This is a genomic window from Enemella evansiae (assembly GCF_002250705.1).
Lineage (GTDB): Bacteria > Actinomycetota > Actinomycetes > Propionibacteriales > Propionibacteriaceae > Enemella > Enemella evansiae.
This window is the reverse complement of record NZ_NMVP01000023.1, coordinates 98,573-121,438: the sequence shown is the minus strand read 5'-3', so window position 1 is coordinate 121,438 and position 22,866 is coordinate 98,573. Positions and strand designations below refer to the sequence as shown.

The window sequence follows — 22,866 nt, the reverse complement described above, 5'->3', positions numbered from 1 at the left end:
AAATAGTCCGAGTTACCATCTTCCGAGTTCGGACAGTAACAGTTCGGGAGAGGTCCGGCTAGAGTCATGGTGTGAAAAGTTCCGGTGGTGATGTGGAGCTGTGCGGGTTGGTGGCGCGGCTGAATCAGCGGCTGGATTCGCATGTCCGCCGGGTCGCGGACCGTCTGGGGATCACCTCCTCGCAGACGATCGCGTTGCGCGAGCTGTCCGAGGCGATGACGCTCACCGAGCTGGCCGAGCGGATGAGCTGCGAGGCCTCCAATGCTGGGTATGTGATCGACCGGATGGCCGAACAGGGCCTGGTCACCCGCGAGCCGCATCCCGGTGACCGGCGCCGCAAACTCCTCGAACTCACCGCGGCAGGGCAGCGGTGCCGCCGCAATGTGCTCACCGCGCTGGCCCAGCAGGCCCCGGTCGACACCCTCGACGCGGCCGAGCAGGACGCGCTGAAAACCCTGCTGCGCAAGGCGACCGGGGGCTGATGCCCCGTTCATCGAGTAGCCGGCCTCCCACGTTCATCGAGTAGCTGGCCCGGTGTGGCGAAGCGGAGCCCGGGGCAGCGTGTCGAGATGAACCGGTGCCCAGGGTCAGTCGCCGACCTGGCCGATCCGCTGCGTACCCAGTTCGTCCTGCAGTCCGGCCAGCAACTTGCTCAGCAGGCGGGCGAGAGCCTCGCGTTCCTCGCTGTCCAATGATTCCAGCAGCTCCAGCTCGCGGCCGAGAACGGCGTCGACGAGACGTTCGACGGTCTCGTGGCCGGCCTCGGCCAGCGTGACGTCGACCGCGCGTGACCCGGCTCGTGGGGTGCGTCGGACCAGGCCCTGCTTCTCGGCCCGGTCGACGCGTTGGCTGATCGCTCCGGCGGTGACCATTCCTGCCACCGCCAGTTCGCGGGTGGTCAGCGTGTAGGGGTCGCCGGAACGGCGCAGGGTGGACAGCAGGTCCAGGGTCGCGGCATCGGCGTCATTGCTGCGCAACAGGCGGGTGCGATCGTCGCCGAACAGTTTCGCGGCGTGCCAGATCCGGGTGACGATGCCGATCGACTCGACCGAGGTGCCCGGGCGTTCTCTCAACCAGGCCAGTGCGATCGCGTCGACCTGGTCATCGGGGTCGTAGGCCATCGTGCGGCTCCCGTCGGATCGGATGCTAACGTTTAGGCCTAAACGTCAGCTCTGAGGAGGATGTCATGGACAGGACCGTGATCGTAACCGGTGGTGGTACGGGAATCGGGCGGGCGATCGCCGAGCGATTTGCTGCCGCAGGGGACCGGGTGATCATCACCGGCCGGCGCCGTGAGGTGCTCGACAAGGCGGCCGACGAGCTGGAGGGGAATGTCGAGGTGCGCGACTTCGACGCGTCGGATCCCGGGCAGGTGGAAGCGTTCGTCGTTTCGCTGGATGGGGTGGACGTCCTGGTCAACAACGCCGGCGGCAACACCGACTTCGATGGCGCGGAGCCCGGCAGCCTGGCGGAGGTGGCTGATGCCTGGCAGCGAAATCTGGCTGCGAACCTGATCTCGGCGGTGCTGGTGACCACGGCCCTGGGACCGAAGCTGGGCGCCGGGGCCTCGGTGATCTCGATCGGCTCGATCGCTGCCGACAAGGGCGCGGGTGCCTATGGGGCGGCCAAGGCGGGGATCGCTTCCTGGAACATCGGGCTGGCCCGCGAGCTGGGTCCGCGTGGGGTCACCGCGAATGTGGTGTCTCCGGGATTCATCGAGGCGACCGAGTTCTTCCGCGACGCGCTGACCGACCAACGCCGCCAGTCGCTGATCGATGCCGCGCTGACCGGGCGGGCCGGCGTGCCGGACGATATCGCCGCCATGGTTGAATTCCTGGCCTCCGAGGGGGCCCGCCAGATCGCCGGCCAGACGTTCGCGGTCAATGGGGGCGAGTGGCCGAGTCGCTGAGTGTCATGATGGGTGGGACGCGGAGGGAGTTGCGATGGCGGAACGCTTCGAGGTCGGCGATCATGTCGGCTGGAACTCCGAGGCCGGGCAGGTGGCCGGCCGGATCATTCGCGTGCACACCGCGGACTTCGACTACAAGGGCCACACCCACCGCGCCTCACCCGATGACCCGCAGTACGAGATCAAGAGCGACAAGACCGATCACATCGCCGCACACAAGGGTGGCGCGCTGCACCGGCTCGACGACTGAGCGGCGATGGGTACGCCGATCTTCACCATCGGACACTCGAACCGGTCACTCGAGGAGTTCATCGGTCTGCTGCAGGAGACCGAGATCGAGAGGGTCATCGATGTCCGCAGACTGCCGGGTTCGACACGCTACCCGTGGTTCGACGAGAGTGCGCTTGCCGGATCCCTTGCTGCGCAGGGGATCGCGCTCGATCGGTTGAGCGCACTCACTGGCCGCCGCCCGGTCAGCAAGGACGTCCCGTTCGAGGTCAACGCCTGGTGGGAGAACCGAAGCTTCCACAACTTCGCCGATCATCCCCTTTCGGCCGAGTTCACCGCGGCGCTCGCCACCCTGCAGGAATGGGGAGCTCTGGGGCGTACCGCGGTGATGTGCTCGGAGGCCGTCTGGTGGCGCTGCCACCGCCGGATCATCGCCGATCACCTGCTCGCCCACGGGGCCGACGTCCGCCACATCATGGGCCCGAAGCACGTCGACCGGGCCAGACTCAGCGAGGGCGCCGTGATCGGTGGTGACCTTGAGGTGACCTACCCGGCAACGGAGCGGTCCACGGTCTGATTCCGCGGTGGTCTTTGGGCCGATGTGGTGGCCAGAGCCCCGTAGATAGCTTGATGGCGTGTCGGCTGAACAGTTGGAGTCAGGGATGACGATCTTCGGGCGAATCATGCTGACGCTCGCGGTGATCGCCATCGTGATTCTGTTGGCCATCGGGGGAATGCGGGCATTGGTCTCCGGGTTCCTCTATCAGGGAAAGCTGTTTGCGTTCCAGTTTCCGGGCACTGCCAGCCACCATGCCTTCTTCCAGTGGAAGTACGACAGGCTCGCGCAGATCGCTCCCAGCCTGGGTGACAACGATCCGCTTCCGGCCGACTACGCCGAGATGGGCGTCGATGGTGTGGCGCATCGGGCGGATGGTTCGCCGACCGGCGAGTTCTATCTCGTGGCGTTCCGCAACTGGCGTGATGAGGCCGGCATGCTGATCGTTCTGACGGCTGCCACTTGGCCATCGAATGGAGTCAGCGTCAGCGGTGGTTGGGGAATCCAGCAGTGTGAGCGCCTCGACGATCGATGGCTGACCTGCTGGGGAGACTGACCCAGACGATTCACCCGGCGTACTCCCCGGGTGAATTGGACAGCTCCCGCACCGGTTGTACACAGAGTTCAACTCGGACGATCAGTGACAGGTGACGTTCGCCTGCTCGGCATGGACCGTTCGCCGGGAGTTCACCGGGCGGGAGTGAGGTTGGGCCATGACTCCTCTCATTCGTAACACGCGTCGTTCCGCGCTCGCGCTCGCCACGGTGGCGGTGCTGGGCATCTCCGCGACGGCCGCGTACGCCGCGGGCGGGCTCGCCGCCCAGGGTGGCGCGGCCCGCCTTTCCGGCGACCAGACCACGACGGTGAAGAAGGCCATCGACGGTGGCAAGGCCCGCAACGTCATCCTCATCATCGGCGATGGCATGGGCGATTCCGAGGTCACCTCGGCCCGCAACTACGAGTACGGTGCCGCCGGGAAGCTCCCCGGCATCGACGCCCTCCCGCTGACCGGCCAGTACACGACCTACTCGCTCTACAAGGACGGCAAGCCGGACTACGCTCCCGACTCGGCCGCGACCGGTACCGCCTGGGCGACCGGCACGAAGACCTACGACAACGCGGTGTCGGTCGACATCGAGGGTAAGCCGCAGAAGACGCTGCTGCAGCTCGCGAAGGAGCGCGGCCTCAAGACCGGCAACGTCACCACCTCCGAGATCCAGGACGCCACCCCGGCCGTGCAGGTCGCGAACATCTCGCAGCGTTCCTGCTACGGCCCGAACAAGACGAGCACGACGTGCCCGGAGGCCGCGCTGGAGAACGGCGGCCCCGGATCGATCACCGAGCAGACGCTCACCACCCGTCCCGACATCACCCTCGGCGGCGGTGCGGCGACCTTCGCCGAGACCGCCAAGGCCGGTGAGTACGCCGGCCAGACCCTGGCGCAGCAGGCGACCGCGCGCGGGTACCAGACTGTGACCGACGCCGCCGGCCTCGCCGCCGTCACCGAGGCGGACCAGTCCAAGCCGCTCCTCGGGCTCTTCGCCTCCGGCAACCTGCCGGTGCGCTACACCGGCCCGGAGGCCACTCCGACCGGCGGCTCCCTGCCGGCCGCGAAGTGCACGCCGAACCCCGAGCGTCCCGCGACGCAGCCTAAGCTCGCCGACATGACCAAGAAGTCCATCGAGCTGCTCGACAACAAGGGCAAGAAGGGCGGCAAGGGCTTCTTCCTCCAGGTCGAGGGTGCGAGCATCGACAAGCAGGACCACGCCGCCAACGCCTGTGGCCAGATCGGTGAGGCGGTCGACCTCGACGAGGCCGTGCAGGAGGCGCTCAAGTTCGCCGAGGCCGATAAGAACACCACGGTCCTGGTCACCGCCGACCACGCGCACACCAGCCAGATCGTCGAGGCCGGCTCCACCACGCCCGGTCTCACCGCGAACCTCCTCACCAAGGACGGCTCGCCGATGACGATCGCCTACGGCACCGCCGCGGCCGGTCGTTCGCAGCAGCACACCGGCTCGCAGCTGCGCGTCGCCGGTTACGGTCCGCAGGCCGCGAACGTCGTCGGTCTCACCGACCAGACCGACATGTTCTTCACCATCTCCCGTGCGCTCAGCCTCGGCGGTCGCTGACGCACATCTCTGCCGGTCCGGTCATCGCGATGCGGTGGCCGGGCCGGTTCGCGTCCGGACCTGCTTGACAGCGTGCGAACCACTGCTAGGGTCAGTGCATGTACACACACTTAGAGGATGGGGGATGGCATGAGCGAATCAGCGAGCGGCGCCTGGGCGCAGGTCGCGGCGTTCGCCTCGGCGGTGGATGCCAACCTCGACAAGTGGCTCGGTGACACCTATCGACTGGGGCTGACCGAGTATCGCGCGCTGACCTTCCTGAGCCAGTCACCGGACAAGGAGCTGCGGATCGCGGCGCTGGCCCAGCGGGTCGGGCTCACCTCCACCTCGACCACCCGGCTGGTGAGCCGACTGGAGAGCAAGGGGCATGCGCGTCGGGATGTGTGCGAGGACGACGGTCGCGGTGTGTACGCCGTGATCGACGAACCGGGCGAGGAGCTCTGCCGCGAGATCCAGGCGGCCTTCGATGCCCGCGTCGAGGAGCTGCTGAGCAACCCGGCCAAGCACTTCCCGCACCTGGATGCTCGCGCCCTCGCCTCGGCACTCCAGCAGGTGCGCGCGCTCGTCAAACCCTGACGCTCCGGTGGCTGCTGGAGGCGTACTTCTCGCAGCACATAAATGCATGTACACACACAGATAAAAGGAGATGTCCATGACCACGAAGATCGACGTGTTCGTCGACTACGTCTGCCCGTTCTGCTTCCTGGTGGAGCCGGCGATCGACGAACTCAAGCGGGACCGCGATGTGGAGGTGACGATCCGACCGTTCGAGCTGCGGCCCGATCCGGTGCCGACCCTGCGGCCGGAGGATGATTATCTGCCGCGGGTCTGGCAGCAGTCGGTCTGTCCGATGGCCGACCGCGTCGGCATTCCGATGACCCTGCCGTCGATCTCGCCGCAACCGCGGACCGAGAAGGCGTTCATGGTGCTGCAGCTGGCCCAGGAGCGTGGTCTCGCGGAGGCGTACAGCGAAGCGATGTTCGCCGCCTTTTTCCAGCAGGACAGGAATATCGGCCTCGACGAGGTGATCATCGCGGTCGCCACCGGTGTCGGTCTCGACCGGGACGAGGTGGTGGCGGCCCTGAACAGCGAGGAGCGCCGCACCCGTCAGCGGGCCGATCAGAAGCATGCGGTGAACACGGTCGGGATCGACGCGGTGCCGGGCATCGTGGTCGAGGGCCAGGTGCTGCGCGGCGTACCGTCGGCGAACCGATTGAAGAAGGTCGTCGACGATCTGCGGCGGGACCAGCCGTGACCGCCGCGCACCTGATGACGCGGGCCGTCGACTTCTGCACCGCGCACGTCGAGGCGGGCGGGCTCCCATTCGTCGGTGTCGTGGTGAATGCGGACGGTGTGGCGATCTCGGGTTTCGGCGTGAACCGGGTCGCCGAGACCGGGGATCCGATGGCGCATGCCGAGGTCGTCGCGATCCGCGAGGCGATGGCCGGGTCGGATCTCACCACCCTGGCCGGTTGCACGTTGCTGGCGACCGGCGAACCGTGCGGGCTGTGTTACCGGTACGCGATCGAGCGCGGTATCGATGCGATCCTCGTCGCTATCGACCGCGACGAGGTCGCCGGGTTCGGCTTCGACTATCGCGCCAGCTATGCCGCCTTCGGCATCACCGAGGCGCAACGCGCCGACCTGTTCCACCCGCTGCGCGTCGCGCACGGTGACACCCCGTTCGCCCGCTACCTGCACCTGCGCCACCCCGCACATCCAACCCTGAAAGGAACATCGACATGAGTTGGCTCCACCTGGCCGTCGCGGTCGTCTTCGAAATCACCGTCGGCATCTCGGCCGGCAAGGCGAACGGCTTCAAGCATCTCGGGTGGACGATCGCGACCCTGGTCAGCGGCGCGATCGCCACGTTCTTCCTCAGTCTGGCGCTGCTCACCTTCGACGTCGGCGTCGGGTACGCCCTGTGGACCTCGCTGGCCGGGGTCGGGATCGTCGTCGTCGGCGCACTCTTCCTCGCCCAGAAACTCACCTGGCGCAAGGCCCTCGGCATCGCCATCGTCATCGCCGGCGTCGTCGGGCTCAACCTCGCCGGCGCCTGACCTGCCGGAATCACTGTTCAGAAAGGAAATGTATGAGCACCACATCCACACCCACCGCTACCGTCGAATCCGCGAGGAAGGGCCGCGCCTGGCTCGCGCTGCTGATCGCGGGCGCCTTCGAGGTCGGCTATGCCCTGTCGGTCAACGGCAGTGCCGGATTCACCAATCCGCTCTGGTCCGCCGTCGCTGTGGTGTTCTTCCTGTGCACGCTGTTCTTCCTCAGCGTTGCGCTGAAGCGGATCGACGTCGGCATCGGGTACGCCGTATGGGCCGGCATCGGCGCCATCGGCGCCGCCGTGTTCGGCCCGGTCTTCTTCGAGGAGACCCTCACCTGGGTGAAGGCGTTCTGGCTCGCCGTGATCATCGGCGGGGTCGTCTGGCTCAAGCTCGCCGACAGCCCGAAGCTCGAGGCGGCGTCGAGCTGAGCGCCCGCGGGGTCGCCGATCGGATCAGTTGGTCCGGTCGGCGAAGCCGGCTGGCAGGTCTGCGGGTGCGACGGAGATGAGCGAGTCGTCGTCGGCGCCCACTTCTTCGAAGAGCGTGATCCGCGCGAACTCGGGGACGACCCAGATCGGGTAGGTGGGGCCCTGGTCGCGAAGGGTGCGCATCTGGTCAAGGTGGTCGTTCTGGAAGACCACGGTCTTCGAGCCGTCCTCCTCGATCCAGTGGGGGAAGAAGATCGTGCCGTGTACGCGGTGCTTCTCCGGCATCACGTTCACCACGACACAGGTGCCGGTCGGTTCGTTCCAGGAGACCTTGTAGACACCGTCGTCGATCTGGGCGAGGTCGACCTGCTGGTCCTTCACCCATCGTCCGCCGACGATGCCGCTGTGGATGCGGTAGTCGATCGTCGTCGCGTTCTTCACATACATCTCGTACTGCCAGCCGTTGGCGTACCACGCGGAGCCGGCGCGCAGCACATGCCGAGACGAGCGGACCGGGAAGGACCCGGACGGGAAGCCGCAGCCAGAAAGGAAAGACGAGAAGGAGACAGATCAATGTCTGATCAGAACATCAATATCAAGCTGGATCGCGGTCCCGACAACCACGCCTGGACGGTTCTCGGCACGCTGCTCGCCTGCGGCGCGGCGGGCATGGTCGCCTGGGTCGTCAGCGCGGCCGGGATGCTCGACCTGGCCGCCACCGGCCTCACCTTCTTCACTCAGCTGCTCTCGATGATGTTTAAGGTCGGCCTGCTGGTCCTGCCGGAGAAGAAGAGCAGCGACTTCAGCGAGACCTCCGGCCTGCTCAAGACGGCCTGGCGCGAGTTCCAGGAGTTCCAGGCCAAGTCGCCGATCTGGCGTCTCGCGGTCCTGGCGCTGGGCTTCACCATCGTGTTCATGATCGCCCGCCTGGGCCTCAGCTTCGCACTGGGCGTCTTCGGGAACATCTGGATCGCCGGCGCGGCAGCGGCGCTTCTCGCCTCGCTCATCGTCGCGCCGAACCTCTTCAGCGGGTTCTTCTCGCGGCTCAAGTCGAAGAGCGGCGTGCAGATCAAGCCCCGCATCGACGACGAGCCGGAGTCCGGGAAGGAGGCGGCGTGATCATGAGCGCCACGACCAAGACCATGAGCACGGTCGCCGGCCTCGCGCTGGCGGCGGTGGCCCTCAGTGGCTGCGTCGTCGTCGAGCCCGCCCCGAGCGAGGCGGACGGCAAGCCGAAGGTCAGCGCTCCGGCCGACCCGGTGCCGACCGAGAAGCCCCAGCCCTCTGAGACGGCAACGCCCAGCGAGTCGCCGGAGCCGACCAAGAGCGGCGGCCCCATCGTCGACCTCGAGCCCGAGACCGGCACCAGCTACGTCAAGGCGATGAAGCCGGGAGGCCTGCTGTCCCCCAGCAAGGTGGTGGGTCCCTGGCTTTTCCAGTGGCACGTCGACGGCGACAAGGTCGTCTACAAGGAGGTCCTCTGCACTGGCACCGCCGCTCGAGAGGCGACCGCGACCCTCGAGGGCTCCGGCAAGGACCGGACCGTGCGCTGGGTGGACAACGGCGACGGCGAAGCTGACGATCCGTGGGTCGGAAATGCTCCCACGAAGACCACCCGCGCCGACGTGACCGACACGACGATGCGCGTCGGACTCCTCGACACCGCGACGACCGACGTCGCCGACGAGAAGTCGAAGTTCAAGCAGTACTGCATCGACTCCGGCGAGGACGTCGCCGGGTATTTCAAGTGACGATGCTCGAGCACGAGGTCGAAGCCCATCTGCGGGCGCGGTGCCGACAGATGGGCTTCCTCTGCATGAAGTTCACCAGCCCCGGCCGCGCCGGCGTCCCCGACCGGGTCGTCGTCACGCCCGCGGGCACCGTGTTCGTCGAGACCAAGCGGCCCGGCGGGAAGCTGCGCCGACTGCAGGAGGAGGTCACCGAGAAGATGCGGCGCGCGGGTGCCGAGGTCCACGTCGTCGACACTGTCGCCGGCGTCGACGAGCTGGTCGAGCGCCTGGCAGAGAGAAGGGCAGCAGCATGACCAGGTACGGCTACACGCGCACGTCCACCAAGGACAAGCAGGACGACGACCTCCAGCGCCGCGCGCTCGTCGAGGCAGGCGTCGACGAGAAGCACATCCATTCGGACCAGGTCTCCGGATCGAAGGCCGCGAGGACGCGCACGGGCTGGTCCGCGCTCGACGCCCTTCTCCAGGACGGCGACGAGCTCGTCGTGTGGCGCATCGACCGGATCGGGCGCTCCATGATCGACATCATCAACACCGTCCACGACCTGCTCGCCCGCGGCGTGAGCATCCGGTCCGTCTCCGATGGCATCGACCCCAGCACGCGCGAGGGCCGGATGCAACTCAACCTCATGGCGACGTTTGCCGAGTACGAGCGCGAGCTGATCCAGGAGCGCGTCCAGGCCGGCGTGGACGCTGCAAAGGCACGCGGCGTGAAGTTCGGCCGCCCGGCACCGGACGCAAAGATGGTCGCCAGGAACCTGAGGACCGTCCAGCACCTCATCGACGCGGAGGGCCTGGGCGTGGTCGAGGCGGCGAAGACCGTGGGCTGGTCGAAGGCCACCTACTACCGCCACCGGGCAGCGGCCGGTCCGTAGGAGCCCGTCGTCGGCTCCCCGTGCTAGAGTTGAGCCATCACGATCAGCCCGTTGCCGCAAGGCGCGGGCTGATTTTCTTTACCGGGAGGACGATGGTCGAGTACAGCAAGCCGTGGCTGCCGGTGGAAGGGCAGGTCGACCGACTGGTCGAGCACGGGCTCGATGTCGGCGATCGAGAGCATGCGGCTCGGGTGCTGGAGGCGATCGGCTACTACCGGCTCACCGGCTACCTGTACCCGTTCCGCGAGTCCGAGGAGCACGTCGATGACGACGGCCGGACCCGCATCCGCGTGCTCGGCGACTTCCGGCCGGGGACGCGCCTCGCGCACGCCGAGGAGATCATCGACTTCGACCGAGAGCTGCGCATGCTCGTCCTGGACGGCTTGGAGCGGGTCGAGGTCGCCGTGCGCATGCCCATGGGCTACGTGCTCGGTCGTTCGGCCGTCTTCGCCTACGAGGATCCCTCCCTCTTCATGACGGCCTTCACCGCCGACGGCACCGACGTCCGGGATCCGAAGCCGAGCAAGCACGTGCAGTGGCTGCAACGGGTCCGCGATCGGCAGGCCGGCTCCGACGAGCAGTTCGTCGAGCACTTCCGCACGAAGTACGACGACCGGATGCCGGTCTGGGCGCTCACGGAGATCCTGGAGCTCGGACACCTCTCCGTCCTCTACCGCGGGATGAACCAGAAAGACGCCGAGGAGGTCGCTCGGGCTTTCGGAGTCCCGGGCAAGAGGATGATGGCCAGCTGGCTCGCGAGCCTCAACTACGTCCGGAACGTCTCGGCCCACCACGCGCGGCTGTTCAACCGAAAGCTCCAGAACGCGCCGTCACGACCCAAGATCGGCCAGATCCCCGTGCTCGATCACCTCCGAGACTCCGAGAGCGCCAAGCAGGTTTACGGCACCTATAACGCTCTCGCCGTCATCGCCTACCTGCTGCCGTCGATCGAGGCCCGCTCGACCTGGTCGGCGCAGCTCGCATCGCTGCTCCGCAGGTTCCCGGCCACGGAGGCGCTCACGATCCAGTCCTTGGGCGCGCCCGAGGACTGGGCGTCGCTCGCTCTCTGGCAGTCCTGAATAGACGCGGTCTCAGGAACCCCGTCTCGGTCGGGCGCTCAACGAGACAGGGTTCTGAGACCGAGGCCCCCGCAAGACTGCGGGGGCCTCGGTCGCGTCCCGTCAAGGAGATGTCTACGAGACCGACGCAGCCGAGCCGGACGCGGAACCTCGTGTCGGGCCGGGGACGACCTTCGGGACCAGCCGGACGAAGATCACCATGGCGACCAGCTCGGCCAGGGTCTGGGTGACGACGACCAGCGGAGCGAGGTCGAACGCCGCGGGCAGGGCGAGCACCAGCGGCAGCACGACGAGCGAGTTCCGCGTCGCGCCGCTGAACACGACGGCCCTTCGTCCGGGCGCGTCCAGTCCGGCGATCCGGCCGGCCGCCGCGCCGATGGGCACCATGACGGCGGCGAAGAGGACGTAGACCGGGACGACGAGGAGCAGCGAGCCGAGCCGCGCGCTCACACCGGCGACCTGGGAGGCGACGACCACGGCGAGGGTGAGCATCATCAGCGGCACCATCGCGCCAAGGACGACCTCCTGCACGACCCGGCCCGCACGGGTGCGTAGGGCAGCGAACTGCGTGATGCCGGCAGCGGCCAGCGGCAGGACGATGAGCAGCGCGAACGCCTCGACGAACGGCGCGAGGTCGACGGCCTGGACGAACTCGGCCCCGACGAACAGCCACAGATAGAGCGGCAGGAACAGCATCTGCGCGAGCATCAGCAGCGGCGCTGCGGCCAGCAGCCGGTCCTTCGCACCGCCGGCGATGCCGGTGAACACGATGACGTAGTCCACGCACGGGGTCAGCAGCACGAACAGGACGCCGACCAGGAGCACCCGGTCGTGGGCGACGATCCTGGAGAGGGCGAGCACGACGACCGGGACGACGACGAAGTTCACCGCCATCACGGAGGCGAGGAACCGCCAGTCGCGCAGCGCCCGGCCGATCCTGGCGAACGGAACGCCGAGGAAGGTCGCGTAGAGCAGCAGGCCGAGAACCGGGCTGATCGCGGACTCCGCGGGGTGCGCGACGGCGGGTACGACGAGGCCGAGCGCCGCCCCGGCCGCGAGGGCGGCGAGGTACAGCGGCACCTGGTGCCGCTCCATCCACTCCGCTCCCGAACGCATGGCGTCCATTCTCCCGGACCTCCCGATTAGTCAGCAACTGCTGTATAGTTCAGTGCATGCTGACCATTGCTTCGCGCCTCGACGTTTTGAACCGGCTCGGCCGGGCGATGGCCGACCCGACGCGCTCCCGGATCCTGATGGCGCTGCTCGATGGCCCGAGCCACCCCGCCGTGCTGTCGCGCGAGCTGGGGCTGACGCGTTCGAACGTGTCGAACCACCTGTCCTGCCTGCGCGACTGCGGGATCATCGTCGCCGAGCCCGAGGGACGGCAGACCAGGTACGAGATCGCCGATCCGCACCTCGCGGCGGCGCTGACGGCGCTGGTGGAGGTCACGCTCGCGGTGGACGAGGACGCGCCGTGCATCGACCCGCACTGCTCGGTGCCCGGCTGCTGCGCCGCGAACGGCTCGGGGAACGCCTCGTGAGCGACGCCTGCGGCTGCGACGAGCCGACCACCAGCGCCGTCGAGGAGGTAGAGGAGACCGAGCGCCCGAGGTGGCGCGACCCGGGCTTGGCGGTGCCGATCCTCTCCGGGGTCGGGTTCGGCACCGGCCTGGTGCTGGAGTGGTCGGGGCTGCACGTCGCAGCGCTGGCCGCGTTCTGGGCGGGCCTACTGCTCGGCGCGTACACGTTCGTCCCCGGCGCGATCCGGAACCTGGTCGTCAAGCGGAAGCTCGGCATCGCGCTGCTGATGACGATCAGCGCCGTCGGCGCGGTGATCCTCGGCTACGTGGAGGAGGCCGCGGCGCTGGCGTTCCTCTACTCGATCGCCGAGGCCCTGGAGGACAAAGCGATGGACCGGGCCCGCGGCGGCCTGCGCGCGCTGCTGAAGCTCGTGCCGGAGACCGCGACCGTACTGCGCGACGGTGCCTCGGTCGAGGTCCCGGCGAAGGAGATCGCCGTCGGCGACGTGCTGCTGGTCCGCCCCGGTGAGCGGGTCGCGACCGACGGTGTGGTCCGCGCTGGCCGGTCGAGCCTGGACACCTCGGCGATCACCGGAGAGTCGATCCCCGTCGTGGTCGCCCCCGGCGAGGAGGTCTCCGCCGGCGCGATCAACACCACCGGCGTCCTGGAGGTCGAGGCGACCGCCGCGGGCACCGACAACTCGCTGACCACCATCGTGGAGCTGGTCGAGCAGGCCCAGGCCGAGAAGGGCGACCGGGCCCGCATCGCTGACCGGATCGCCCGGCCGCTGGTGCCCGGCGTGATGGTCCTCGCGGTGTTGGTCGGCGTGCTCGGTGCGCTGCTCGGCGACCCCGAGACCTGGATCACCCGCGCCCTGGTCGTGCTGGTCGCGGCCAGCCCGTGCGCGCTGGCGATCGCGGTGCCGGTCACCGTGGTGTCCGCGATCGGGGCGGCGACGAAGTTCGGCGTCGTCATCAAGAGCGGGGCCGCCTTCGAGCGCCTCGGCGGCATCCGCCACCTCGCCGTGGACAAGACCGGCACCCTGACCCGCAACCGGCCCGAGGTCACCGCCGTGGTCGCAGCCGACGCCTTCGACGAGGCGCAGGTGCTGGCTTGGGCCGCCGCCGTCGAGCAGCACTCGACGCACCCGCTCGCCGCCGCCATCGCCGCCGCAGGCCAGGGAGCCCCCGCCGCGCAGGACGTGACCGAGGAGGCCGGGCACGGTATCGGCGGCCTGGTCGACGGCCGCCGGGTGAGAGTGGGCAGCCCCCGCTGGATCGACGCGGGCCCGCTCAAGGCCCGGGTCGAGGACCTGGAGGCCGAGGGCCAGACCTGCGTGCTCGTCACGGTCGACGGCCAGCTGGCCGGGGCGCTCGGCGTCCGCGACGAGCTGCGCCCCGAGGTCCTCGACGTCGTGCGCACGCTGCAGGCCCAAGGCGTCGAGGTGAGCATGCTCACCGGCGACAACGCCCGCACCGCGCACGCGCTCGCGCAGCTCGCCGGGATCGGCGACGTGCACGCCGAGCTGCGCCCCGAGGACAAGGCCCGCATCGTCGCCCAGCTGGCGGAGAAGTCGCCCACGGCGATGATCGGCGACGGCATCAACGATGCCCCCGCCCTGGCCGGGGCGACCGTCGGCATTGCGATGGGCGCGACCGGCTCAGATGCCGCGATCGAGTCCGCCGATGTCGCCTTCACCGGCCACGACCTCGGCCTCATCCCGCAGGCGCTGCGCCACGCCCGCCGCGGCCGGGCGATCATGAACCAGAACATCGTGCTGTCCCTGGCCATCATCACCGTGCTGCTGCCGCTGGCCATCACCGGCGTGCTGGGCCTGGCCGCTGTCGTGCTCGTCCACGAGGTCGCCGAGGTCGTCGTCATCGCCAACGGGCTGCGCGCCGCGCGTGCCAAGCGTCCTGCGGCGGCTGCGTCGCGTGAGACGACGTCACCGGCAGCGGCAGCGGTCCGCGCGGGCAGAGACTGAGAGGAGTTGATCATGGAGATCACGCTGCAGTACTTCGACGGGTGCCCGAACTGGGAGGTCCTCGACCAGCTGCTTGCGAAGGTGCTCGACGGCCGACCAGACGTCCGGGTCGGCCATGAGCGGGTCGAGACCGCCGAGGACGCCGTACGCCTCGGGTTCCACGGCTCGCCGACCGTCCTTGTCGACGGCGTCGACCCCTTCGCCGACGAGCACGCGCCCGTCGGGCTCGCGTGCCGCGTCTACCGGACACCCGACGGCCTCGCCGGTTCGCCGACCGTCGACCAGCTGCACGCTGTCATCGGTGGAGCGCCGATGACAGCGGCGACGCGAGTCGAGTCGCCCGTCGGGCCACTGCCAGGATTGCCGATCGCCTGCGCGCTCACGCCCAGCGCGGGCAAGGAGCAGGTCCAGAGGTGGCGGGCGTTCGACGACGAGCATCTCCTCGCGGTCGAACGCGGCGAGACCAGACTGGTCGTGCACTACGCCAGAACCGACGACTCCGCGCAGCGGCTGCGCGACCTGGTCGCAGTCGAGAGTTCCTGCTGCTCGTTCGTGGACTGGCGGATCGACGACGACCACGACGATCTGCGTCTCGTCGTCACCGGCACCCCGGACGAGCTCGCCGCGCTCAGCGTCGGATAGCTCGGCGCGCCGCTTGCTCGGGCGCGTCACCGCACTGCGATGGGCTGTCATCGCCGGTTGCACGCTGAATCGAAGAGTGTCAATATAGAGGCATGTCTAATCAAGCGGCGACCGCTGCGCCTCCGGCGACCCGACGGCTCTCGACCCTGGACCGGTGGCTGCCCGCCTGGATCGGCCTGGCGATGGTCGCCGGCCTGCTCCTCGGCCGTCTTGTCCCCGGCCTGTCCGGCCTGCTGTCCCGACTCGAAGTCGGCGGGATCTCAGTGCCGATCGCGCTGGGACTGCTGGTGATGATGTACCCGGTGCTCGCAAAGGTCCGCTACGACCGGGTCGCCGCCGTCACCGGCGACAAGAAGCTGCTCATCTCCTCGCTGGTTCTGAACTGGCTCGTCGGACCCGCGGTCATGTTCGCCCTGGCCTGGGCCTTCCTGCCGGACCTGCCCGAGTACCGCACCGGCCTGATCATCGTCGGGGTCGCGCGGTGCATCGCGATGGTGGTGATCTGGAACGACCTCGCCTGCGGCGACCGCGAGGCCACCGCGGTGCTGGTGGCGATCAACTCGGTGTTCCAGGTCGTGATGTTCTCGGTGCTGGGCTGGTTCTACCTCGCCATGCTGCCCGGCTGGCTGGGCCTGGACACGCAGGGTCTGGACGTGTCCGTGGGCCAGATCGCGCTCAACGTCCTGGTCTTCCTCGGCGTCCCGCTCGTCGCCGGCTTCGCCTCCCGGTGGATCGGCGAGAAGCGCCGCGGCCGGGAGTGGTACGAGGAGAAGTTCCTGCCCCGGATCGGGCCCTGGGCGCTGTACGGGCTGCTGTTCACGATCGTGCTGCTGTTCGCGCTGCAGGGCGAGGCGATCACCTCCAACCCGCTCGACGTCGCCCGGATCGCGCTGCCTCTGCTGGCCTACTTCGCGATCATGTGGCTGGCCGGGATGCTGCTCGGCCGCGGCCTCGGCCTGGGCTACGCCCGGTCGACGACGCTGGCGTTCACCGCTGCGGGCAACAACTTCGAGCTCGCCATCGCCGTCGCCATCGGCACCTTCGGAGCCGCATCCGGGCAGGCTCTGGCCGGCGTCGTCGGCCCCCTCATCGAGGTGCCGGTGCTCGTCGGCCTCGTCTACGTCTCGCTCTGGGCGGCCCGCGCCTGGTTCCGCACCGACCCCTACGCCGAATCGAGCCCATCATGACCACTGCCGAAGTCGTCACCGACGCCGGGGCCTGCGCGCCGTCCGCGACGCACGCGATCGGCCAGGACGCCGCCGCGACCGTGGCCGGCGCGCTCAAGGCGCTCGCGGAGCCGCTGAGGCTGCGGATGCTCTCGGCGATCGCGACTGATCCCCGCGGCGAGTCGTGCGTGTGCGACCTCGCCGAGCTGGCCGACGTGTCCCAGCCCACCGTCTCCCACCACCTGAAGGTGCTCAAGGAGACCGGCCTGCTGCTGTCCGAGCGCCGCGGCACCTGGGTCTGGTACCGGATCGCCCCGGCGAGGCGGCGCGCCGTCGCCGCGCTGCTCGACGCATTCGCACCGGCCGCGGTCGCCGACGCCACCGAGCAGACCGTGCCCCGCGCCGCGGCGCTGCCTGACATGGACGGCCGGGTCACCCGCCTGGGCGAGGAACTGGCCGACGAAGCAACGAGCCTGGACCGCGACCTCGTGATCGCGATCGTGCGGGAGTCCTACGCGGGCCTCGCGCGCTCAGCCAAGCTGACCCAGCACATGATCCCGCTCACCGAGCGCTTCGCCCGCCAGCGCCTCGCCGACCTGACCCGGGACCGGGAGACCGGGGTGCCGCAGGTGCTGTTCGTGTGCGTGGCCAACGCCGGCCGCTCCCAGCTCGCCGCCGCGATCGTCAACCGGCTCGCGGACGGCAAGGTCATCGCCCGCTCCGCGGGCTCGAGCCCGGCTCCCGACGTGCACCCGCACGTCCGATCCCTCCTGACCGACATCGAGGGAGCGAAGGAGGCGGAGACGGCGTTCCCGAAGCCGCTCACCGACGACGCCGTCCGCGCCGCCGACGTGGTCGTCACCATGGGCTGCGGCGACGTGTGCCCGATCATCCCCGGCGTCCGCTACGAGGACTGGGCCGTCGGCGACCCCGCGCTGGCCTCGCCCGAGGGCGTCGAAGCGATCCGCGACGACATCGAGCGCCGCGTCCGCACGCTCATCGCCGCCCTCACCGACTGAAAGAAAACATCGAAAATGCCTGAACAGAATCCCTCCGCACCGAAGCCTTCCGTGCTCTTCGTGTGCGTCCACAACGCCGGCCGCTCCCAGATGGCCGCCGGCTTCCTGCGCCACCTGGCCGGTGACCGCATCGAGGTCAGATCGGCGGGCTCGACGCCCGCCGACCAGATCAACCCGGTCGCCGTCGAAGCGATGCTCGAGGAGGGCATCGACATCGCCGCCGAGCAGCCCAAGATCCTCACCACCGAAGCGGTGCAGGACTCCGACGTCGTGATCACCATGGGCTGCGGCGACACCTGCCCCTTCTACCCCGGCAAGCGCTACGAGGACTGGACCCTCGACGACCCCGCCGGCCAGGGAATCGACGCCGTACGCCCCATCCGCGACGAGATCCGCGCCCGCATCGAGAGGCTGGTCGACGAACTGCTCGCGCCCGCCGACGCCGAACAGGCGTCCGACCACGCGCCGTCGGTACTGTTCGTCTGCGTCAAGAACGGCGGGAAGTCGCAGATGGCCGCCGCCCTCATGCGCCAGATCGTCGGCGACGCCGTCGAGGTCCACTCCGCGGGCACAGCCCCCGGGTCGTCGCTCAACGCGCTATCCGCCGCCTCGGTCGCCGAGGTTGGCGCGAGCATGGCCGACGAGCACCCCAAGCCGATCGACCCCGCCCTGCTGCGCACCGTCGACCGCGTCATCGTCATCGGCGACGAGGCCGTCATCGAGCCCGCACAGGGGATGACCGGCACCATCGAGACGTGGACGATCGACGAGCCCTCGGGCCGCGGGATCGACGGCGAGGAGCGGATGCGCATGATCCGCGACGAACTGGCCGAGAAGGTCCGCTCCCTCGCCTCGGAGTTTGAACTGGTCGACTGACTGAGCTGCTTACTGAACCCGCGGCGACAGTCGAGCAGCTCGACGCCGCTTCTCGTCAGCGCGGCGCTGACCCTGCGCAAGGGCGACGCCCTCCCCGGCTAGCACAGGGAGGGACGATCGCATCAGCAGCAGTCGCATCCGCAACCGCAGTCGGGCGGGCAGGACGGGTCGTCGCAGCAGCACCCGTCGGCCCTGATCTCGAGAACAGTGTCGGTCAGCATGGTCATGTCACCTCCCCTCGACGCTCTGGAGCGCTTCGCCAGGCGGGCACCAGCTGGTGCCCGGCGCGGGCGGAGCGCAGTCCTCTCCGGGCAGCGCCGCAGCCATCTCCTGCATCTGGCGTCGCAGCGCCGCGAGAGCGGCGATCTCGGCATCGACCTCGGCGATCCTGCGGTGCAGGAGCTCAGCGGCAGGCTCGCAGGGGCACGAGCCCGTGTCCCTGATCGCGAGCAGGTCGGCAATCTCCTTCAGCCGCAGACCCAGTCGCTGGCAGCCCTGGATGAACAACAGCCGCTCGACCGCCGACCCCTCGTACTGTCGATAACCCGCCGCGGTCCGTGCCGGAGCGGGCAGCAGCCCTTCACGCTCGTAGAACCGCACGGTGTCCGACGACACCCCAGCGCTGGCGGCCAGTTCGGACACCCGCAGGCCGCGCCCGCCCTGCACGGCAGTGGCCCGGCCCGCCTGCCGCGTGGTGATGCTCATGCCTTGAGCGTAAACCTTGGACCTGACTCCAAAGTCAAGCCTCGGGGGCCCAGAAGCCGCACTCGAAACCGAGCCTCCCGATGGCTGCGCAGAGGTGGCCGCAGTCGCAGGCCCCCAGCGGTCGGTGATCGCGTTCACCTGCAGCAGCGTCTCGATTCCCGCGCCCGATCTCGGCACCGCGGCCAGGCGAGCGTGCTCGCAGTCACCGATCCGCGGGGCGAGCACCGGGAACGCGTAGTACAGCAGTCCCCAGGAGACGATCTCGGTCACGCACAGCGCCGCAAGCACCGTGCCCAGGGAAGGGCGCGTCGCAGACTCAGGCAACGGCGGCACCCCGCGCCTGCCTGGCGAGAGCGCCGACGACGTAGTCGGCGTCGCGGTGCACCCCGCGCAGCGTGTTGGAGGAGAACGAGCGCTGGAACTCCAGGCCGAGGAAGCCCACCCCGGACAGCCCGGTCGCCACGCCGCGCTCGTGCTTCGGCGACCCGGAGCCGTCGAGGACCCCGAGGGAGCGCAGGTACGGCAGGTGCGGCCGGTAGCCGGTCGCGAAGACCACCGCGTCGATCCGCTCCCGCGAGCCATCCGGCCACACCACACCGTCGGGGGTGAACGCGGTGAACATGGGCCGCTGGTCGGGCCGTCCGGCCTCCAGCGCCTTCTGGTACTTGCCGGCATCGATGACCGGGGTGCCGGTGACGAGCCGCTCGAGGACCGACGGCGGCAGGAGGTCGGCGCGGGAGACCCTCAGCCACCAGTGCAGATCCCTGCCGGCGATGACCTGGGGCGCGAACCGGACCCGGTCCCGCACCGCCAGCGAGGTCTTGGCGTGCTCGGCCAGCTCGTGGGCGACCTGGACCGCGGAGTTGCCCGCCCCGACGACCACGACCCGCTGACCGGAGAAGTCCTCCGGTGACCGGTAGCCGGCGACGTGCAAGACGCTGCCGCCGAAGGCCTCCAGGCCGGGCATCGTCGGCACGTGCGGGTTGCCGAACGAGCCCGACGCGGCGACCAGCGCGTCCCCGACCAGACCGCTGCCGTCGGCGAGGTCGACCGCGAACGAGGGACCGTCCGCGGCCACGTCGACGACCCGGGCACCGGTGCGGAACTCGACATCAAGACTGCGGGCGTAGCCACGGAGGTAGTCGACGACCTCGTCGCGGCCCGGGTAGCCGTCCGGATCCCCGGGGAACGAGTGGCCCGGGAAGGCGCTGAAGCGGCGCGGGGAGAACAGGTGCAGACTGTCGTAGTACCGGGGCCAGGACCCGACCGGCTCCTGCCCTGCCTCGAGGACCACCGGCTCCCAGCCCTTCTCCCGCCAGGCGCGGGCGGCGGCGAGCCCGGACTGCCCCCCGCCGACGATGATCAGTCGGCCGCGGCTCATCCCGCTGTCCTCGCACCGAGCTGGATCAGCTGCGGCGCGGGCGCGCAGCAGCCGCCCGACGACGCCGCCTCGGGCGCGTCGAACAGGCCCGACCCGCCGCACACCCCGGTGTCGGGCAGCTCCAGGTCCACCCGCGACGCCGCCTCGTGGTCGCCGGCGAGCTCGGCGACCACGCTACGGACCTGCTCATAGCCCGTCATCGCCAGGAACGTCGGTGCCCGGCCGTAGGACTTCGCCCCGACGATGTACAAGTCCGGCTCGGGGTGTTCGAGGTCGGCCGCACCCGTGGCCCGCATCGAGCCGCAGGAGTGGACATTCGGGTCGACCTCGGCGGCGAGCTTCGCCGGAGCCTGCAGCCGCACATCCAGGTCGAGGCGCACCTCGGACAGGAACGACAGGTCCGGGCGGAACCCGGTCGCGACCACCACCCGGTCAGCGGGAGCGAGCCGGCGGCCGTCCTCGGCCACCAGGACCGCCTGGCCGTCCTCGACGACGACTTCTTCGGTGCGAAACCCAGTGACCAGGTCGACGAGGCCGTCCTCGACGGCCCTCCTCGCCCGCTGCCCCAAGGCCCCGCGCTCGGGCAGCTCGTCGGCGACCCCGCCGCCGAAGGCGTTGCCGACCGCGCCGCGGCGCAGCGCCCAGGTCACCCGGGTGGCGGGTTCACGGCGCACGACCGTCGCCAGGTCCCCGATCACGGTCGCCGCCGAGTGGCCGCTGCCGACGACCACCACGTGCCGCCCCGCCAGCGACGCCGCCTCCTCGCGGCTCGGCGTGCGGTGGCCCAGCAGGCCCGCGTCGACCGCGGCGAGCTCGCCCAGCGCAGGCAGGCCGTCCGCGCCCGCTGAGCTCGGGGCCCGCCAGGTGCCCGAGGCATCGATCACCGCACGGGCCTCCAACCGCTCCTCGCCCTCGTCGGCGCGCCGGACGTGAACGACGAACGGCCGCTCGGCGCGACCCGCGTCGACCGAGAGATCGCGACCCTTCCTGCCCACCCCGACCACGCGCCAGCCGTACCGGACGCGGTCGCCCAGCGCCTGCGCGAGCGGGGCGAGATAGCCCTCGACCCACTGCGCGCCGGTCGGGTAGCCGGTCTCCGGCGCGGTCCAGCCGGACGACTCGAGCAGGCGGCGGGCCGCCGGGTCCACGAGCTCCGACCACTGCGAGAACAGGCGCACATGACCCCACTCCGCGACCGCCGAGGCCGGGCCGTCGCCCGACTCCAGGACCAGCGGCTTCAGCCCGCGCTCGAGCAGATGTGCGGCGGCGGCCAGACCCTGCGGACCGGCCCCGATGACGACGACGGGATTCACTTCAACCTCCACGTATTGACGTTCTTCGATGAGTCGAGCCTGCCTCACGTATCGACAGATGTCAATACGTGAGGCAGAATGGAGGCATGAGCACCACTCCCTCCCTTGAGGCCCCCGTCACGACCGACATCGCGCCCTGCTGCGTCCTCGGCGAAACGATCGACGACGCGGTCGCCCACGACCTGGCGAAGGTGTTCAAGGCCCTCGGCGACCCCACCCGGGTCAAGCTCATGGCGATGATCGCCGGCAGCAGCGACGGCGAGATGTGCGTATGCGACCTCACCGAGCCCGTCGGCCTCTCCCAGCCCACCGTCTCCCACCACATGAAGCTGCTCGTCGAGGCCGGGCTCGTCGAGCGCGAGCAGCGCGGGCGCTGGGCCTACTACCGACCCACCATCGACACCCTCGCATCCGCCGCCAAGGCCCTCATCGCCTGATGGGAATGTTGACGACCAGGCCCATGACGCCGGCTGACTGGCCCGCCGTCGAGGCGATCTACCGCGCGGGCATCGCGACCGGGCACGCCACCTTCGAGCCGCAGCCACCGCCGGACTGGGAAGCGTTCGCCGCCGGCAAGCGCCACGACCTCATGATCGTCGCCGTCGACGCCGACGACAGTGTGCTCGGCTGGGCCGCCGCCGGACCCGTCTCGGCCCGCCCCGTCTACCGGGGCGTGGTCGAGCACTCGGTCTACGTCGACCCTCTCGCGGCCGGGCGCGGAGTCGGGGCGCAGCTCCTCGGGGACTTCCTCGCCCTCACCGACCGCTCGGGCGTCTGGACGGTCCAGTCCTCGGTCTTCCCCGAGAACGCCGCCAGCCTGAAGCTTCACTGGCGCGCGGGTTTCAGGGTCGTCGGCCGGCGCGAGCGCATCGGGCTGATGCCGTGCGGGCCGCTCGCCGGCCAGTGGCGGGACACCGTGCTGATCGAGAGACGGACACTCCCGGTCATCGATTGAGCGTCTTCACTCGGGTTTATTCCGTCGGAACCGAACTGCTCGAATTAATTCGCCGACCCCGGTTCGGCCACGAAATGGCCGGCCAGCCCGTCGCAGACCAAGTCGTGTGCACAGAGCCTTGGATACGCTCGTCGGCCTCCGAGTCCAAGCGCTGATTCGGCGCGCTCCCGTAAAATCGAGGCATGGAGGGTGAGCCCGTGCGAGGCCGTCGAGTCGGGCGCTCGGGTCGCCGCGGAGATCGCCGTCCGCCGAGACCGGGAAATGCCGGCTCCAATCTGGACGGGACGAGG

General features: G+C 69.6%; 30 protein-coding genes and 1 pseudogene. 25 read left to right on the top strand and 6 right to left on the bottom strand.

Going from position 1 to position 22,866, the window contains the following annotated elements; genetic code table 11:
* Positions 1–71: 71 nt before the first annotated feature.
* Entirely contained in the window at positions 72–482 is a 411-nt protein-coding gene (locus BI335_RS12675; RefSeq protein ID WP_094356818.1) for a MarR family winged helix-turn-helix transcriptional regulator, read from the top strand.
* 105 nt (positions 483–587) lie between these two features.
* Here BI335_RS12675 and BI335_RS12670 read toward each other — a convergent pair whose 3' ends face one another.
* Positions 588–1,121, bottom strand: a complete 534-nt coding sequence (locus BI335_RS12670; RefSeq protein ID WP_094404346.1) for a MarR family winged helix-turn-helix transcriptional regulator — start codon at positions 1,119–1,121, stop codon at positions 588–590.
* A gap of 65 nt (positions 1,122–1,186) precedes the next feature.
* Between BI335_RS12670 and BI335_RS12665 the strand changes: the two genes are divergently transcribed.
* From BI335_RS12665 to BI335_RS12620, 10 genes are all read left to right on the top strand, one after another.
* Positions 1,187–1,909 carry an SDR family NAD(P)-dependent oxidoreductase gene (locus BI335_RS12665; protein ID WP_094431315.1) on the top strand — a complete coding sequence of 241 codons (723 nt, stop codon included), beginning with the start codon at positions 1,187–1,189 and terminating at the stop codon, positions 1,907–1,909.
* A gap of 34 nt (positions 1,910–1,943) precedes the next feature.
* Positions 1,944–2,159: a hypervirulence associated TUDOR domain-containing protein gene (locus BI335_RS12660; RefSeq protein WP_094404348.1), complete on the top strand. Its 216-nt coding sequence runs from the start codon at positions 1,944–1,946 to the stop codon at positions 2,157–2,159.
* Between the two features lie 6 nt (positions 2,160–2,165).
* Positions 2,166–2,714, top strand: coding sequence for a DUF488 domain-containing protein (locus tag BI335_RS12655; RefSeq protein WP_094404349.1), 549 nt, complete (start codon positions 2,166–2,168; stop codon positions 2,712–2,714).
* 58 nt (positions 2,715–2,772) lie between these two features.
* Positions 2,773–3,249, top strand: a complete 477-nt coding sequence (locus BI335_RS12650; RefSeq protein ID WP_144008655.1) for a hypothetical protein — start codon at positions 2,773–2,775, stop codon at positions 3,247–3,249.
* Positions 3,250–3,406: 157 nt separating this feature from the next.
* On the top strand, positions 3,407–4,825 hold the full coding sequence (phoA, locus tag BI335_RS12645; RefSeq protein WP_094404351.1) for an alkaline phosphatase: 1,419 nt from the start codon (positions 3,407–3,409) through the stop codon (positions 4,823–4,825).
* A gap of 129 nt (positions 4,826–4,954) precedes the next feature.
* Positions 4,955–5,401, top strand: coding sequence for a MarR family winged helix-turn-helix transcriptional regulator (locus BI335_RS12640; RefSeq protein ID WP_094356811.1), 447 nt, complete (start codon positions 4,955–4,957; stop codon positions 5,399–5,401).
* Between the two features lie 76 nt (positions 5,402–5,477).
* Positions 5,478–6,080 carry a DsbA family oxidoreductase gene (locus BI335_RS12635; protein ID WP_094404352.1) on the top strand — a complete coding sequence of 201 codons (603 nt, stop codon included), beginning with the start codon at positions 5,478–5,480 and terminating at the stop codon, positions 6,078–6,080.
* Positions 6,077–6,571 carry a deaminase gene (locus tag BI335_RS12630; RefSeq protein WP_208109245.1) on the top strand — a complete coding sequence of 165 codons (495 nt, stop codon included), beginning with the start codon at positions 6,077–6,079 and terminating at the stop codon, positions 6,569–6,571. Before BI335_RS12635 ends, BI335_RS12630 begins: the two co-directional genes overlap by 4 nt.
* Positions 6,568–6,885 carry a DMT family transporter gene (locus BI335_RS12625; protein WP_094404353.1) on the top strand — a complete coding sequence of 106 codons (318 nt, stop codon included), beginning with the start codon at positions 6,568–6,570 and terminating at the stop codon, positions 6,883–6,885. Before BI335_RS12630 ends, BI335_RS12625 begins: the two co-directional genes overlap by 4 nt.
* 32 nt (positions 6,886–6,917) lie before the next feature.
* On the top strand, positions 6,918–7,310 hold the full coding sequence (locus tag BI335_RS12620) for a DMT family transporter (RefSeq protein ID WP_094404354.1): 393 nt from the start codon (positions 6,918–6,920) through the stop codon (positions 7,308–7,310).
* Between the two features lie 24 nt (positions 7,311–7,334).
* Here BI335_RS12620 and BI335_RS12615 read toward each other — a convergent pair whose 3' ends face one another.
* Positions 7,335–7,805 carry a phenolic acid decarboxylase gene (locus tag BI335_RS12615; protein ID WP_229117617.1) on the bottom strand — a complete coding sequence of 157 codons (471 nt, stop codon included), beginning with the start codon at positions 7,803–7,805 and terminating at the stop codon, positions 7,335–7,337.
* A 78-nt stretch (positions 7,806–7,883) separates the two neighbouring features.
* Between BI335_RS12615 and BI335_RS12610 the strand changes: the two genes are divergently transcribed.
* From BI335_RS12610 to BI335_RS12595, 5 genes are all read left to right on the top strand, one after another.
* On the top strand, positions 7,884–8,429 hold the full coding sequence (locus tag BI335_RS12610; protein WP_094404355.1) for a hypothetical protein: 546 nt from the start codon (positions 7,884–7,886) through the stop codon (positions 8,427–8,429).
* On the top strand, positions 8,426–9,061 hold the full coding sequence (locus tag BI335_RS22030) for a hypothetical protein (protein WP_229119576.1): 636 nt from the start codon (positions 8,426–8,428) through the stop codon (positions 9,059–9,061). The genes BI335_RS12610 and BI335_RS22030 overlap by 4 nt, the downstream gene beginning before the upstream one ends.
* 2 nt (positions 9,062–9,063) lie before the next feature.
* A complete protein-coding gene (locus BI335_RS22025) occupies positions 9,064–9,354 on the top strand; it encodes a VRR-NUC domain-containing protein (RefSeq protein WP_229117670.1) in 291 nt (96 codons plus the stop codon).
* A complete protein-coding gene (locus BI335_RS12600; RefSeq protein ID WP_094404357.1) occupies positions 9,351–9,935 on the top strand; it encodes a recombinase family protein in 585 nt (194 codons plus the stop codon). The genes BI335_RS22025 and BI335_RS12600 overlap by 4 nt, the downstream gene beginning before the upstream one ends.
* Positions 9,936–10,027: 92 nt before the next feature.
* The gene (locus tag BI335_RS12595) at positions 10,028–11,014 is read left to right on the top strand and encodes an Abi family protein (protein ID WP_094404358.1); all 987 of its coding nucleotides are present in this window, start codon (positions 10,028–10,030) and stop codon (positions 11,012–11,014) included.
* Between the two features lie 114 nt (positions 11,015–11,128).
* Here the strand turns inward: BI335_RS12595 and BI335_RS12590 are convergent, their stop codons facing one another.
* The gene (locus BI335_RS12590; protein WP_094404698.1) at positions 11,129–12,130 is read right to left on the bottom strand and encodes an arsenic resistance protein; all 1,002 of its coding nucleotides are present in this window, start codon (positions 12,128–12,130) and stop codon (positions 11,129–11,131) included.
* Between the two features lie 56 nt (positions 12,131–12,186).
* Here BI335_RS12590 and cmtR point away from each other — a divergent pair, with 56 nt between their 5' ends.
* From cmtR to BI335_RS22000, 7 genes and pseudogenes are all read left to right on the top strand, one after another.
* Positions 12,187–12,555, top strand: a complete 369-nt coding sequence (gene cmtR / locus BI335_RS12585) for a Cd(II)/Pb(II)-sensing metalloregulatory transcriptional regulator CmtR (RefSeq protein ID WP_094404359.1) — start codon at positions 12,187–12,189, stop codon at positions 12,553–12,555.
* The gene (locus BI335_RS12580; protein WP_094404699.1) at positions 12,552–14,519 is read left to right on the top strand and encodes a heavy metal translocating P-type ATPase; all 1,968 of its coding nucleotides are present in this window, start codon (positions 12,552–12,554) and stop codon (positions 14,517–14,519) included. Before cmtR ends, BI335_RS12580 begins: the two co-directional genes overlap by 4 nt.
* Positions 14,520–14,531: 12 nt before the next feature.
* Positions 14,532–15,161, top strand: coding sequence for a hypothetical protein (locus BI335_RS22020; RefSeq protein WP_208109246.1), 630 nt, complete (start codon positions 14,532–14,534; stop codon positions 15,159–15,161).
* 92 nt (positions 15,162–15,253) lie between these two features.
* A complete protein-coding gene (gene arsB / locus BI335_RS12570; protein ID WP_094404360.1) occupies positions 15,254–16,348 on the top strand; it encodes an ACR3 family arsenite efflux transporter in 1,095 nt (364 codons plus the stop codon).
* A complete protein-coding gene (locus tag BI335_RS22295; protein ID WP_094404361.1) occupies positions 16,345–17,346 on the top strand; it encodes a metalloregulator ArsR/SmtB family transcription factor in 1,002 nt (333 codons plus the stop codon). Before arsB ends, BI335_RS22295 begins: the two co-directional genes overlap by 4 nt.
* Before the next feature lie 15 nt (positions 17,347–17,361).
* Positions 17,362–17,772: pseudogene (locus BI335_RS22005) on the top strand (arsenate reductase ArsC); the annotation flags it as partial.
* Complete coding sequence (locus tag BI335_RS22000) at positions 17,749–18,222, top strand: arsenate-mycothiol transferase ArsC (protein ID WP_267489868.1); 474 nt, start codon at positions 17,749–17,751, stop codon at positions 18,220–18,222. The pseudogene BI335_RS22005 and the gene BI335_RS22000, both read left to right, overlap by 24 nt.
* Positions 18,223–18,450: 228 nt before the next feature.
* Here the strand turns inward: BI335_RS22000 and BI335_RS12555 are convergent, their stop codons facing one another.
* The 3 genes from BI335_RS12555 to BI335_RS12545 all read right to left on the bottom strand — a co-directional run bounded on the left by BI335_RS12555 (position 18,451) and on the right by BI335_RS12545 (position 21,621).
* Positions 18,451–18,927, bottom strand: coding sequence for a heavy metal-responsive transcriptional regulator (locus BI335_RS12555; protein WP_094404700.1), 477 nt, complete (start codon positions 18,925–18,927; stop codon positions 18,451–18,453).
* A 316-nt stretch (positions 18,928–19,243) separates the two neighbouring features.
* Entirely contained in the window at positions 19,244–20,308 is a 1,065-nt protein-coding gene (locus tag BI335_RS12550) for a flavin-containing monooxygenase (RefSeq protein WP_094404363.1), read from the bottom strand.
* Entirely contained in the window at positions 20,305–21,621 is a 1,317-nt protein-coding gene (locus BI335_RS12545) for an NAD(P)-binding domain-containing protein (protein WP_208109247.1), read from the bottom strand. Before BI335_RS12545 ends, BI335_RS12550 begins: the two co-directional genes overlap by 4 nt.
* Positions 21,622–21,707: 86 nt before the next feature.
* On the opposite strand from BI335_RS12545, the gene BI335_RS12540 reads away from it, so the two are divergent.
* Both BI335_RS12540 and BI335_RS12535 read left to right on the top strand, forming a co-directional pair.
* The gene (locus tag BI335_RS12540; protein ID WP_094404365.1) at positions 21,708–22,058 is read left to right on the top strand and encodes an ArsR/SmtB family transcription factor; all 351 of its coding nucleotides are present in this window, start codon (positions 21,708–21,710) and stop codon (positions 22,056–22,058) included.
* A gap of 23 nt (positions 22,059–22,081) precedes the next feature.
* Complete coding sequence (locus tag BI335_RS12535; protein WP_094404366.1) at positions 22,082–22,576, top strand: GNAT family N-acetyltransferase; 495 nt, start codon at positions 22,082–22,084, stop codon at positions 22,574–22,576.
* Positions 22,577–22,866 lie beyond the last annotated feature (290 nt).

Coding starts and splice junctions, on each gene's coding strand:
- BI335_RS12670 (WP_094404346.1), bottom strand. CDS start 1,121: ATGGCCTACGACCCCGATGACCAGGTCGACGCGATCGCACTGGCCTGG.
- BI335_RS12665 (WP_094431315.1), top strand. CDS start 1,187: ATGGACAGGACCGTGATCGTAACCGGTGGTGGTACGGGAATCGGGCGG.
- BI335_RS12660 (WP_094404348.1), top strand. CDS start 1,944: ATGGCGGAACGCTTCGAGGTCGGCGATCATGTCGGCTGGAACTCCGAG.
- BI335_RS12655 (WP_094404349.1), top strand. CDS start 2,166: ATGGGTACGCCGATCTTCACCATCGGACACTCGAACCGGTCACTCGAG.
- phoA (WP_094404351.1), top strand. CDS start 3,407: ATGACTCCTCTCATTCGTAACACGCGTCGTTCCGCGCTCGCGCTCGCC.
- BI335_RS12640 (WP_094356811.1), top strand. CDS start 4,955: ATGAGCGAATCAGCGAGCGGCGCCTGGGCGCAGGTCGCGGCGTTCGCC.
- BI335_RS12635 (WP_094404352.1), top strand. CDS start 5,478: ATGACCACGAAGATCGACGTGTTCGTCGACTACGTCTGCCCGTTCTGC.
- BI335_RS12625 (WP_094404353.1), top strand. CDS start 6,568: ATGAGTTGGCTCCACCTGGCCGTCGCGGTCGTCTTCGAAATCACCGTC.
- BI335_RS12620 (WP_094404354.1), top strand. CDS start 6,918: ATGAGCACCACATCCACACCCACCGCTACCGTCGAATCCGCGAGGAAG.
- BI335_RS12610 (WP_094404355.1), top strand. CDS start 7,884: ATGTCTGATCAGAACATCAATATCAAGCTGGATCGCGGTCCCGACAAC.
- BI335_RS22025 (WP_229117670.1), top strand. CDS start 9,064: ATGCTCGAGCACGAGGTCGAAGCCCATCTGCGGGCGCGGTGCCGACAG.
- BI335_RS12600 (WP_094404357.1), top strand. CDS start 9,351: ATGACCAGGTACGGCTACACGCGCACGTCCACCAAGGACAAGCAGGAC.
- BI335_RS12595 (WP_094404358.1), top strand. CDS start 10,028: ATGGTCGAGTACAGCAAGCCGTGGCTGCCGGTGGAAGGGCAGGTCGAC.
- BI335_RS12590 (WP_094404698.1), bottom strand. CDS start 12,130: ATGCGTTCGGGAGCGGAGTGGATGGAGCGGCACCAGGTGCCGCTGTAC.
- cmtR (WP_094404359.1), top strand. CDS start 12,187: ATGCTGACCATTGCTTCGCGCCTCGACGTTTTGAACCGGCTCGGCCGG.
- BI335_RS22020 (WP_208109246.1), top strand. CDS start 14,532: ATGGAGATCACGCTGCAGTACTTCGACGGGTGCCCGAACTGGGAGGTC.
- arsB (WP_094404360.1), top strand. CDS start 15,254: ATGTCTAATCAAGCGGCGACCGCTGCGCCTCCGGCGACCCGACGGCTC.
- BI335_RS22295 (WP_094404361.1), top strand. CDS start 16,345: ATGACCACTGCCGAAGTCGTCACCGACGCCGGGGCCTGCGCGCCGTCC.
- BI335_RS12555 (WP_094404700.1), bottom strand. CDS start 18,927: ATGAGCATCACCACGCGGCAGGCGGGCCGGGCCACTGCCGTGCAGGGC.
- BI335_RS12550 (WP_094404363.1), bottom strand. CDS start 20,308: ATGAGCCGCGGCCGACTGATCATCGTCGGCGGGGGGCAGTCCGGGCTC.
- BI335_RS12540 (WP_094404365.1), top strand. CDS start 21,708: ATGAGCACCACTCCCTCCCTTGAGGCCCCCGTCACGACCGACATCGCG.
- BI335_RS12535 (WP_094404366.1), top strand. CDS start 22,082: ATGACGCCGGCTGACTGGCCCGCCGTCGAGGCGATCTACCGCGCGGGC.